The organism is Alkalinema pantanalense CENA528, from assembly GCF_050753345.1.
Lineage (GTDB): Bacteria > Cyanobacteriota > Cyanobacteriia > Leptolyngbyales > Leptolyngbyaceae > Alkalinema > Alkalinema pantanalense.
Window position 1 is genome coordinate 59,375 of record NZ_JBLZFX010000022.1, and the last position, 12,342, is coordinate 71,716.

6 protein-coding genes and 1 pseudogene are annotated in these 12,342 nt (G+C 48.6%); 5 read left to right on the forward strand and 2 right to left on the reverse strand.

Annotation, left to right across the window (positions count from 1 at the left end; all coding sequences use genetic code 11):
• Window positions 1-275 precede the first annotated feature (275 nt).
• The 3 genes from ACN4EG_RS09655 (at window position 276) to ACN4EG_RS09665 (ending at window position 5,055) form a co-directional block, all read left to right on the forward strand.
• A complete protein-coding gene (locus ACN4EG_RS09655) occupies window positions 276-2,312 on the forward strand; it encodes a S9 family peptidase (protein WP_431629137.1) in 2,037 nt (678 codons plus the stop codon).
• Between the two features lie 224 nt (window positions 2,313-2,536).
• Entirely contained in the window at window positions 2,537-3,385 is an 849-nt protein-coding gene (locus ACN4EG_RS09660) for a carbonic anhydrase (protein WP_431629138.1), read from the forward strand.
• A 107-nt stretch (window positions 3,386-3,492) separates the two neighbouring features.
• Window positions 3,493-5,055 carry an AAA-like domain-containing protein gene (locus ACN4EG_RS09665; RefSeq protein WP_431629139.1) on the forward strand — a complete coding sequence of 521 codons (1,563 nt, stop codon included), beginning with the start codon at window positions 3,493-3,495 and terminating at the stop codon, window positions 5,053-5,055.
• A gap of 128 nt (window positions 5,056-5,183) precedes the next feature.
• On the opposite strand, the gene ACN4EG_RS09670 is transcribed toward ACN4EG_RS09665, so the two are convergent.
• Window positions 5,184-7,073, reverse strand: coding sequence for a serine hydrolase (locus ACN4EG_RS09670; RefSeq protein ID WP_431629140.1), 1,890 nt, complete (start codon window positions 7,071-7,073; stop codon window positions 5,184-5,186).
• A 277-nt stretch (window positions 7,074-7,350) separates the two neighbouring features.
• Window positions 7,351-8,034: a hypothetical protein gene (locus tag ACN4EG_RS09675; protein WP_431629141.1), complete on the reverse strand. Its 684-nt coding sequence runs from the start codon at window positions 8,032-8,034 to the stop codon at window positions 7,351-7,353.
• Window positions 8,035-8,409: 375 nt separating this feature from the next.
• Here ACN4EG_RS09675 and ACN4EG_RS09680 point away from each other — a divergent pair, with 375 nt between their 5' ends.
• Both ACN4EG_RS09680 and ACN4EG_RS09685 read left to right on the forward strand, forming a co-directional pair.
• Window positions 8,410-12,063, forward strand: a complete 3,654-nt coding sequence (locus ACN4EG_RS09680; protein WP_431629142.1) for a WD40 domain-containing protein — start codon at window positions 8,410-8,412, stop codon at window positions 12,061-12,063.
• Between the two features lie 153 nt (window positions 12,064-12,216).
• A pseudogene (locus tag ACN4EG_RS09685) lies at window positions 12,217-12,342 on the forward strand (IS5/IS1182 family transposase); the annotation flags it as partial.

The window sequence follows — 12,342 nt, forward strand, 5'->3', positions numbered from 1 at the left end:
AACAACATAGAGCAACCGTAGAAAACCCACAATCTTCTAATTTTAAGATTAAGAATTTCTTAATTTTAAGGATCAACCAGAAGTAATAACGCAACTGGCACTTTGGGTAGAACTGATGCTAGAAACTGAAGGGCGCACCTGGAGGCCGCAACTGGGACCTGGGTCGCAACTGGCAAGTGGGTCGCAAGTGGGTCGCAACTGGCTGCATTGCACCTATCGTCCACCGATCGCTTAAGGTGGATTTGTTCTATTGGTTGCTTGAATAGGGGAATCCCATGGTTGGATTGGGCAAGACTGAAGCTTTAACTGGATTTTCAATCATCTACTCCTACCCGAAGACTGCTATGGCGCGGGTATCCCTAGGATGGTTTATCTCTCTGATCTTGGCAGGAGGCATCTCGGCACCTGCCTTACGTGCAGAGACTACTTCTGTTGTAGCATCGGGAGTGGCTCCTGGGGACAACTTAGTGGTGGAGGGAATTCCACCCATTCCCACCCAACTCGTCGATCGGGTGAATCGCTACACGAACGCCCGATCGGCCAGTTTAGCCAGTTGGCACCCCACCCGTCGGGAAATGTTGATCTCTACCCGCTTTGCCGATGTGGCTCAGGTGCATTGGCTGCGATCGCCCTTGGGGATGCGCAAGCAGCTGACCTTTTTCCCAGAACGCGTGGCTGGATCCACCTTTCAACCGACCCAAGGGAACTATTTCGTCTTCAGTAAGGACATAGGCGGCAACGAGTTTAATCAAAACTACCGCTACGACTGGGCTACGGGGGAAGTTACGCTCTTGACCGATGGCAAATCTCGGAACAGTCGAGGAATTTGGAACCGCAACGGCGATCGCATGATCTACACCTCCACCCGTCGCACCGGACAGGACAACGATTTCTACATCATCAATCCCAGTCAGCCCAACAGCGATCGACTCCTGACCCAAGTGCAGGGCGGTGGCTGGGGGCCCTTGGATTGGTCGCCGGATGGTCGCACGATCGTTGCGATCGAATACATTTCCGCCAACGAAAGCCACCTCTGGACGATCGACACTCAAACCGGTCAGAAAACGCGCCTCACCCCTCCCACCTCCGAAAAAGTTGCCTACAGAGATGCTGTGTTTACCCCAGACGGCAAAGGACTCTACATCGTCACCGACAAAGATTCAGAATTTGCTCGACTGGCCAAAGTGGATTTAGCTTCCTTCCAAATGACCTATCTCACGAGTCAGATTCCCTGGGATGTGGACGCGATCGCTCTCTCAGACAACGGCCAGCACCTTGCCTTTGTTACAAACGAAGATGGTTTGAATGTGTTGCACGTCCTCGATACTGTGACAGGGCAAGAGCGTACTCTGCCAAAATTGCCCGTTGGCCTGATTTTCGGGATCAGTTGGCATCGCAATAATCGAGATCTCGGTCTCACCATGATGTCAGCTAAATCCACCGCCGATGTCTATTCCCTCGATATCCAAACTAACCGAATTACCCGCTGGACAGAAAGCGAAACTGGATTGGATACCAGCCAATTTTCTGAGGCGGAACTGGTGCGCTGGAAAAGTTTTGATAGCAAAACAATTTCAGGATTTCTCTATCGCCCCCCGGCCAGCAAGTTTCCCGGTAAGCGCCCAGTCATTATCGACATCCACGGTGGCCCAGAAGCCCAAGCCCAACCCTACTTTTTAGGCCGGATGAATTACTACCTGAACGAGTTGGGAGTGGCGATCCTGTTTCCCAATGTGCGGGGTTCTGCGGGCTATGGCAAGACCTTTCTAACCTTGGATAACGGCTATAAACGGGAAGATTCCGTCAAAGACATCGGCGCATTACTGGACTGGATTAAGCAACAGCCCGATTTGGATCCCGATCGAATTCTCGTGACCGGTGGCAGCTATGGCGGTTACATGTCCCTAGCCGTGGCAACCAAATATAGCGATCGCATTCGGGCGGCGATCGACATTGTGGGCATTTCCAACTTTGTTACTTTTTTAGAAAAAACGGAAGGCTATCGGCGGGATCTGCGACGGGTGGAATATGGGGATGAGCGCGATCCTAAAATGCGGGCTTTTTTAAACCAGATTTCGCCGCTGACCAATGCCAGCAAAATTAAGGTGCCGCTGTTTGTTGTCCATGGCAAAAACGATCCACGGGTACCGCTCAACGAAGCCGAGCAAATTGTAAAAACCGTTCGGAATAATGGCGTGCCTGTTTGGTACCTGATGGCGAAGGATGAAGGCCATGGTTTTAGTAAAAAGAAAAATGTTGATTATCAGTTCTATGCCACGGTGATGTTTATTCAGGAGTATTTGTTGAAGTAGGCGAGTGGCAGGGTGCGAGGGTGGGGAGTGGCAGGGTGGCAGGGGGGTTGGCAATTAAGTTTGCTAATCGAACTCATCATGCAAATCGTTGCCTCGTCGATCCCGCTTTGCTAGACAATAGGGAGTGCTGGCTAAGTGCTGACTAAGTGTTCGATCGCTGGTCTACATTCAATTGTTGATTGCGATCGTCCCCATCCCTAACTCCACCATTTTGGTTTGCATCCATGAGAAAGCTAATCCGAGGGTTTCAAGAGTTCCAATCGAACTATTTTGAAGAAAAGCGTGACCTGTTCGAACAACTCGCCCACGGGCAGCATCCACGGGTTCTGTTCATCACCTGCTCGGACTCTCGGATTGCACCCAATATCATGCTCAATACGGATCCGGGTGAGTTATTTGTGATCCGGAATGCGGGCAATCTGATGCCTCCCTTTGGGGCGGCGAATGGCGGTGAAGGGGCTTCTTTGGAATATGCGATTCACGCCCTGAATATTGACCAAATTATTGTCTGTGGCCACAACCACTGTGGGGCTATGAAGGGTCTACTCAAGCTCAACCAGCTTCAGGAAGAGATGCCCCTAGTCTATGATTGGCTGAAACATGCTGAAGCGACGCGACGCCTGCTGAAGGAAAATTACAGTCAGTATGAGGGCGAGGAACTGCTGGATATCGCCGTGGCAGAAAACGTGCTGACGCAGATCGAGAATTTGAAAACCTATCCCGTCGTACGATCGCGGCTGCATCAAGGTAAGTTGCAGATCTACGGTTGGATCTACGAGATCGAGTCCGGTGAAATTTTGGCCTACGATCCCGATACGAACGAGTTCAAAGCGCCCCAATCGATGTTGTATCCGGAAGACAAGCCCCAGGTGGAAGTGCGTCCTGGGAAGTTTGTCTACACCAGTGCGCCGCCCGTCTCCCCAGAAGCCCAGCATCATGCTGCGACTACTGCACCGTCCAATGGTAAATCCCAGCAGTCCAGCAGCAGCCAGTTGGATAACTATCTCAGTGCACCTTGGTTATTACCTGACCAGGCCGATCGGATTTATCGCGGTTCCGCTAACCACCGATAAGACGCGCTGCGGGAAATAGGGGTGAACTGATCGATCGAGTTGCATAATTTCCCAAAAAGCCTCCTAGCGATCGGTTGTATCAGGTATCTTGTGTCGTCCCCCCTACTATGCAGACTTTCCCTCTCCGTTCCCGATGCGATGAATCTCACTTAGGCGATCAACTAGGCGATCAACTAGGCGATCAACTAGGCGATCAACTAGGCGGTCAACCTAGCCCAAGTTGCATGCCCGGTTCTACACCCGGTTCTATACCCAGTTCCAAGGTTGTAGAAAGCCCCTCAACGGTGGAGAGTTCCGATCGGGAAATTTTTTCCTGGGCCGCTGCAAAAAAAATCGCTGATGATGTGGTCTTTAGCGACAATGGAAGACATATCAGTGATATCGAAATCAAGGTTCTTCAAGGGGCCTGGGAGGGTAAAACCTATAACGAAATGGCCCTAACCTATGGGTACAGCGTTGAGTATTTAAACAAAGATGTGGGGAACAAACTCTGGCGTAAACTCTCCGACAGTTTGGCGGAACCGGTGACGAAGAGAAATTTTAAGGAAGCTTTACATAGAGCTTGGATTGGAACCCAGAACTGCCCGCCAACGGTGCTCTCCTCAGGCGATCGCATGGACGATCGAAGGAACGCTCAGCGGTTGGATGCAATGACTATTTCGTTTCCAGAAGGCGCGATCGCCCTGGAATCCCCGCTGTATCTAGAACGATCCCAGGTGGAGCAACGGTGTTATGATGCGATCGCTCAGCCCGCTGCCCTGCTACGCATCAAAGCCCCCAAGCTGATGGGAAAAACATCTCTCATCCACCGAATTCTGGCTCAGGCGTCTCAGCAGGATTACCAGACGGTGTATCTTGACCTGGGCAGTTGCGATCGCAGGGTTTTAACGCAGTTGGATACGTTTCTGCGCTGGTTTTGTCTAATGGTGGGGCGACAGCTTAATTTAGACAATCGGTTACCAGAATATTGGGATACGGAAATTTTAGGCAGTAATGACAATTGCACCGTGTATTTTGAAGAATATCTACTGCCTCAAATCGCGACTCAGCTCGTTTTAGCGCTAGATAATCTCGATCGATTATTTATCCACACTGAAGTGGTAGAAGATTTTCTCGGTATGTTACGAAGTTGGCACGAAAAGGGGCGCGTTTCTCCCCTCTGGCAGCAATTACGACTGACGATCGCCCATTCTACGGAAGTGTATATTCCCCTCGACATTAACCAATCTCCATTCAATGCAGGGATTCCCATTGAGCTACCGGAATTTCATGGGGAGCAGGTTCAAGCCTTGGCTGATTTGCATGGCTTAGATTGGAATGCTGCTGAATGTGCCCAACTGATGGAAATGGTCGGTGGGCATCCCTATCTAGTGCGGCTGGCGCTATATTATGCCAAAGTTCGATCGCTCTCAGTCACGCAAATTGTCCAATCAGCGTCAACGGAATCCGGTATCTACTGCGATCATTTGCGGCGATATTTGGAAATACTTCAGCAGGTTCCCGATCTTGCCCAAGCGTTAATGCGAGTGGTAAATGTAGCGGAACCCGTTGAACTCGATCCCATGCAAATTTATAAATTGCATAGTATGGGATTAATCCATCGCAGGGATAATCATGTTGTACCTCAGTGCCAGCTCTATCAAAAATATTTTTCTCGGGTCTTGATGTGATTGGTCAGTTTGCCCCATGGGCTGCTCGCTACACCATCTGATTTACAGTTCTACCGATCGGCGGTATTACGTTTGCAATATGACCGATCGGTAATGCGATTACCTACGAACCGCTATTTACGAAATTGCTATTTGCGAATGATGCTAGCCAATGTGCTCGCTAGATTGCCAGGGCCAAGCTCATCCTTTTCAGGATCATCTTTATCCAGGTTAATTTGTTGATTGGAAAGCACTGAAATTACCAGTCCTTCATTGAAGTAGACCCGCAGGTGAGATTGTGCACCATTTTGTGCGCCACTAAAGGAAAGTGTCGTCTTCCAAAGTTCTTCGCGCTTTTGCTGCGATAGAAGCGAGCCATCACTCAACCTAGCGCCAAACAGTGCTAAATCAACACTGGATGCAATCATGCCACCCCCTGGGCCTTTCCAACTGATGTTGTCCCAAGCCGCAGGAACGTTGGCATCATTAATATCATCCTTGGTTTTATACAACGTAGCGCGTTCTGGATGCGGCTGACTGAGGACTTCCAACTGGAGTGTCGGAAGATTTAAGCCCTTGGCCAATTCCCGATCGATCAGCGTGGCAAAGGAGACTTTAGCGGCGCTTTCCATGGTTGCCCCTAAGATTGTATATCCATGGGTGCTGTAACAGCTTTTGGTACCCGGTGAAAACATTAGGGGATCATCCCGGAATAGGGCGGTGGCAGCGGTGGCGGTGGCATACTGGGTCGAGCTAGAGTCCTTCCAGTCAGAGTTATTGGGCACAATGCAATCTTTGCGCTGACTACCGCGATAATGGCGAATTCCTGCTTGGTGTTTGAACAGTTGGCGCACAGTATGGGTGTGATGTTTAGGCAGTGTGGGAACGTACGTCCGGCTAGCTTGATCGAGATCCAGCCGTCCCTGTTCCACCAACCGCATCATTAGTGCTGCGGTAATGGGTTTGCTGACCGAAGCAAGGCGAAAGACGGTACCTGCATGGGCTACCTTTTGTTTGGCGATATCGGCATAACCAAAACCACGGGTATACACCAGTTTGCCGTTCTGCGCGATCGCGACGCTCATCCCAGGAACTTTAAATTTATCTTGATAGGCTTCGATCGCATTGTCGATCGCGTTTTTAGGTGCCCAATTGGCTCGATCGTTGTTCTGCCGCCAGACGCCTGCATAACGGGTTCCTTGAGGGGTGGCATAGGCTTCAAAATCAACTAAGCGATAGCCTTCATCGTTATAGGTTTTCCACCAGTTACCAAATTCATTCGCTGTCAGGTCTCGCCGTGTTTTCCAGCCACGGCCATTATTTTTCACCCAAATCGCAGCATATTGCTGTTGCCCATTACGTTGGTAAGATTCAAAGTCTAAAACTCGATAGCCTTGCTGACTGAGTGTTTTAAACTTATCTGCATAAGTGGTTTCAGACATATCACGATTTTCTAGCCAATCTGTATTGTCTGTGTTTTTCACCCAAATGGCGGCATAGAGGGGTTGATTTCCACTGCCATAGGCATCTAAACTAATCATGCGATAGCCTTGATCGCTATATTGCTTAAACCGTTGACCGAATTCGGCTCCATCCACATTGCGATAGGATACCCAATTTGTTTTTTCGACATTCTCAATCCAAACGCCAGCATAGAAGCGTTTTCCGTTGAGCGTATAGGCTTCCTGATCGATTAATCGATACCCTTTATCGCGATTTTCTTGCCATTTTTGCGAAAATTCATTGTCTGTCAAATCTCGTAAACTAATCCAGCCCCGTTGATCTGTATTTTTTTGCCAAATGGCTGAATAGCTGGCTTTTCCATTGATCTCATCAACTTCTAAATCAACGATGCGATAACCGTCTGCTTTTTTCTGGTTGAAATAGGTATGGAATGCCTGACTGGAATATCCACGAATTGAGGCCCAATCGATGCTGTTGGGATCGTCGATCGAGCTGGCTAGGGCACTGGGGGAAAAGGTTCCTAGGCATAGGAGATAACCTAGGGTAATTGCAGAAGCGATTGTACGTCGTTGCATAGGAATAATCCTTGTAAAATGTAAATAAATCAAGTAATTTTGATTTTCAGATCAAGAAAGCGACCGATCTCAAGAAATCTCAGATTTCCCGATCGTGAAATTGCTAGGAAGACGATCGGGAAACGACTATATTTCAGACTATTCACGGTATCAGACTACTCTAGGTAATAGGTTGAGGGTAGACTGAATATGTAAGTAAGCGATGCAGTAGAGATAGGTGATCGACAGCGATCATTGATCACTAGGTGTAATCGATATCGGGAATCGAGGCATGTCCTTATTTCTGGACTACTACTTCAATGGTTCTAGGATTCATTGAAACAATTCTGACTGCACCATACTTGGCTGGATTTCTGTCTGTTTTAAAGACATAAATTTGCCCTGCTTGATAGTTTGGTTTAGTCGTGGTGGCTTGATCAAACCCGAGTTCATACACGAGACCCAAAATATTCGGGTTGTTTTGCGCGGCATTTGCCAAATCTGTAACGGTCATACTTGATAGCTTAAAATGTGTCTCCTTCAAGGCATTGGCTTTGGTGAGTTGACTCACTTCACTGGTGGCCTTCAAGCCAAAGTACAACATAAAGTCAGCATTATCAGTATTTCCCCAGCTGGTGTTATTCAAAAAATCAATACTATTTACAGCACCAGTCACCGTACTGAAAATACTTTGAACTTTCGTCCAATTGGTATCTGAAATCACGCCTCCAGTCCAAGTAATTCTCCAACCTTTGGCATTGGTAAAATTCTGTGTTGTCACATTAACCACTGGCAAGGATTGATTATTTCCTGGATTTTGCTCAAAATCTGTGAGGGATGCAACTACTTGCCCGGCTATTGGCTGTGCGATAGATGTCGTAGTCGCAATGCTCTGCGCACTGGCCGCATGGGTGAGTCCTCCGATCGTAAGCAGGGTTCCGATCGCGAATAAGGAACGTTGAAATTGAGAAAAGCTAGCCATATTCAGTACTCCTGGTTGTTATTAGTCAATAATTACAGAACACAGTTGGGATGAACTTTGGATGATTGGTGTTGACATCCGGTTTTGTCGTCTGTGTTTGATACCTACCATTATTGAAAACCCTGCAGGAAATGCCTATAGGATCAAATCAGGATTCCAAAGGCGCAAAAACAAGGAGCAACACTAATGGCTGTCCTAGCTGGAAAAGGCAAAATAGGATTAAATCAGGTTGATCGGTCAAGGATCACGATTTCCGCATAGCAAAGTCAGGATAGCAAAGTCAGGTAATTCGCAGCGAACCCTGAACTTTTGAGAGGGTCATAGTATACTCAGAGGCAGCGTTGAGGCCAAATAACAGCGTTGAGGCCAAAAAATATGGCTGAAATTCCCTTCAATCGCAACCGTTACGATCGCCGCTGGGATTTGTATCAAGTGGGTGGCAGTTTGCCCAGTGATGCTCAGTGCTACGTCACGCGCCAAGCGGATCAGGAATTCTATAATCGTTTAAAAGCTAGCCAGTTCTGCTATGTGCTCAATGCTCGACAAATGGGGAAATCCAGTTTGCGAGTTCGGACAATGCAACGGTTACAAGCAGATGGAATAATTTGTGCCTTTATTGATCTAACAGGCATCGGCAAAGAAGACGTGACGCCGGAAAAATGGTATGCCGGAATTGTCAGTTCCCTCGTGAGCAGTTGTCATCTCAGTCATAAAGTGCAATGGCGATCGTGGTGGCGAGAGCATCGAGATATTTTATCTCCGGTGCAGCGATTGCATTTATTTATTGACCAAATTCTTTTGGTCGAATTGCAGCAAAAAATTGTGATTTTTGTTGATGAAATCGATCGAGTCCTGAGTCAGAATTTTTCCTTAGATGACTTTTTCGCACTCATTCGCTTTTTCTACAATCAACGGGCCGATAATCCAAACTATCAGCGCCTTACCTTTGCTTTGTTAGGTGTTGCGACGCCATCTGACTTAATTACGGATAAAACCCAAACGCCGTTTAACATTGGCCATGCGATCGCGCTGTCTGGCTTTCAATTAACCGAGGTTCAACCGCTGATCGACAGTTTAGCGGCACAAGTTGCTGACCCCAAAACGACGATCGTCAATATCCTGGATTGGACAGGGGGGCAGCCCTTTCTGACCCAAAAGTTGTGCCAATTGATCGTAGAAATGGTGCAGGAAAGCGACGCTACCATCATGCCGTCGCTCGTCTCAGTGGAACAGGTGGTGCAAACCCGCGTGATTAACAACTGGGAAGCCCAGGATGAACCCGAACATCTCAAAACCATTCGTGATCGGCTGTTAAGAAACCAATCCAAAGCAGGACAATTACTGGGAATTTATCAACAGGTTCTAGAACAGGGGGGCTTGCTAGCGGATGGTAGTCCGGAACAGACTGAATTACGTCTATCGGGGTTAGTCGTCCAGGAACAAGGCAGGCTACGGGTTTGCAACAAAATTTACCAGCGAATTTTCAACCTAGCGTGGATTGCGGTACAACTTCAGAAACTCCGCCCCTATGCCGAGTCGTTGAATGCTTGGTTTGCTTCCCATTGCCAAGATGAATCCCGGTTATTACGAGGTCAGGCATTACAGGATGCCTTGCAGTGGTCGTTAAATCAGCAACTGAGTGATGCGGATTATCGGTTTTTATCAGCGAGCCAAGATCTGGAAAATCGTACGGTACAACAGGCCCTCATCGTGCAGGAGGAAGAAAGCCAGATTTTAGCAGAGGCTAACGATACGTTAGTGATGGCGCAAAAAACCGCTGAAGCAAAGTTAAATCAAGCGAAATATAAAGTTAAACGAATGACGATCGGAGGGGCGATCGTCATTACGATCATTTTTTTCATAGCGATAACATTGCTGCAAATGCTCACTCACAAAGCCCAGCGGGAATTAGCAGAACAAGATATTTTTTTACAGGGAGTCTCGATCGAGGCTTTACTGGACGCCAATCCCTTTGCGGGAATGCTCCAAGCAGTAAAAGTGGCTCAACGTCTGCAACAACTGGAAGCGACGGGCACAGTGAGTCAGTCTACTCAGTCACAAATTGCCACCACCCTGCGTAAAGCAATCTACACCACCCATGAATACAACCAACTCCTCGGCCATCAAGATACTATTTATGGCTTGGGGTTTAGCCCTGACGGTCGGTTACTAGCCTCCGGTAGTGCAGACCATACGATTAAATTATGGAATCTGGAGGAGGGTACTGAGCAATTGACGCTTAAAGGCCATCATCAACAACTGTGGAGTGTGGAATTTAGTCCTGATGGCCAACTTCTCGCGTCCAGCAGTCGGGATGGCACGATTAAACTCTGGCGCGTTCAGGATGGTCAACTTTTAAAAACCTTAGTCGGCCATCAAACTTGGGTGAGGCAGGTACGATTTAGTCCACGGGGAGACTGGCTGGCCTCCAGCGATTCTAAGGGACGCATCAAACTCTGGGCCATGCCGAGTGGTACGTTGATTCGCACGATTCAAGCCCATGGGCCTAATCACTGGGTAACGGATGTGAACATCAGTGCCGATGGGCAAACCTTGGCTTCCGCCAGTTCCGACAATTCGATTAAACTTTGGCGGGTGGCAGATGGCACTCAGATTCATCACCTCAAAGGCCACCGAAACGATGTGAGAGCGGTTAGTTTTAGTCCTGATGGAAAACTGCTAGTGTCAGGTGGATCGGATGCTACCCTGCGGCTGTGGGCAGTGGAAACGGGGACGCTCCTGACAACGTGGGGCGATCATCGTGCCTCGATTTGGAGTGTTCAGTTTAGTCCCGATGGGAAAACGATCGCCTCCGCCAGTTCCGATAGCACGATTAAGTTATGGGATTTTAGCGAAATTAGTTTGGAACGGGCCGATCGCCCTCTCTCCACTGAAGTGGTAGATCTGCGATCGGAAAGTAAAACTCTACGCGGACATAGTGGCCGGGTGCTAACTGTGCGGTTTAGTCCCGATGGCAAGACGATCGCTTCGGGTGGGGTCGATCGGATCGTGCGATTGTGGAAACTCTATCCCGGTAGACCGCGCACCTATGCTGTCTCGGATCAGGATTTAATCACCGTTAGTCTCAGCCCGGATGGAACGAAACTTGTGGCGGGTGGGGTCGATCGGGTTCTGCGGTTGTGGGATGTGAGCAACCAGCGATTGTTAAAAACGTTGCGAGATCATCAGCAAACGATTCGCAGTGTTCGCTTCAGTCCTGATGGTCAGACCATTGCTTCCAGTAGCTCCGATCGCACGATTAAATTATGGAATGCTGAGACAGGTACGTTGCTTAAAACGTTTACCGATGGTAAAAATGCCTTTGGGAGTGTACGATTCACGGACGATGGCAGAACGCTCCTGACTTCTAATAATCGTGTAGTCAAGCAATGGAATTTAGAAAAAGGTCAAGTAATTCATACATTTAGTGATCATCCCAGCCATCGCTGTGGCATTGCGACGATCAATCCCAGCCCCGACAGTAAAACATTAGCTGTGGGTTGTCAATTGGATGTGATTCAGCTATGGGAGATGGCAACTGGGCAACTCATTAAAACCCTAAGTGGCCATAGTGGCCATTCTTCTACCGTTAGTTTTAGTCCCGACGGGAAGTTGCTCGCTTCTGGAGGTACGGATAGTCTCGTTAAAATTTGGACTGTAGCTGAAGGAACATTAGTGAATTCGATGACAGGCCATTTGGATGATGTACTGCGGGTGACCTTTAGCCCCGATGGGCAGTTGTTGGCTTCAGCCAGCCGCGATCGCACGATTCGTTTATGGAATGTAGCGGATGGTCAACTCGTCCAAGTGCTGGAAGGCCATCGTGCTGGCATTAATAGTCTCAGCTTTAGTGCTGATGGCCAATGGCTTGCCTCCGCAGCGTTTGACAATACGGTTAAACTTTGGGAGGTGCAGCTAGATAGGACTCGTCTGCTGCGATCGAGTTGTGACTGGTTGCAAGCCTATCTCGAACACCATTCCCAGGATCGGGGCACTAAAGCGTTTTGTCAGTCTTTACCCAACTCTTAATACCCAGAGTAAACCCCTAGAGTAAACTGTGGAAATGATCGCTGAGTGCAGTAGTCAGGAACTTTCTGAGTCAGTGTTGGCGTTGTTGCATGAAGGGGGGTTGCGGAAGGGTAGAGGCATGGTAAGTTTCAGTTACCACACAAAAACCAAGCCATGAAACCTCAATACCGCATCCGCAACTGGTCTGAGTATAACGCTGGACTCAAGCAGAGGGGAAGCCTCACCTTCTGGATCGACGAATCTGTCCTAGAGCAGTGGGTCGTCGAGGAGTTGAGCGGC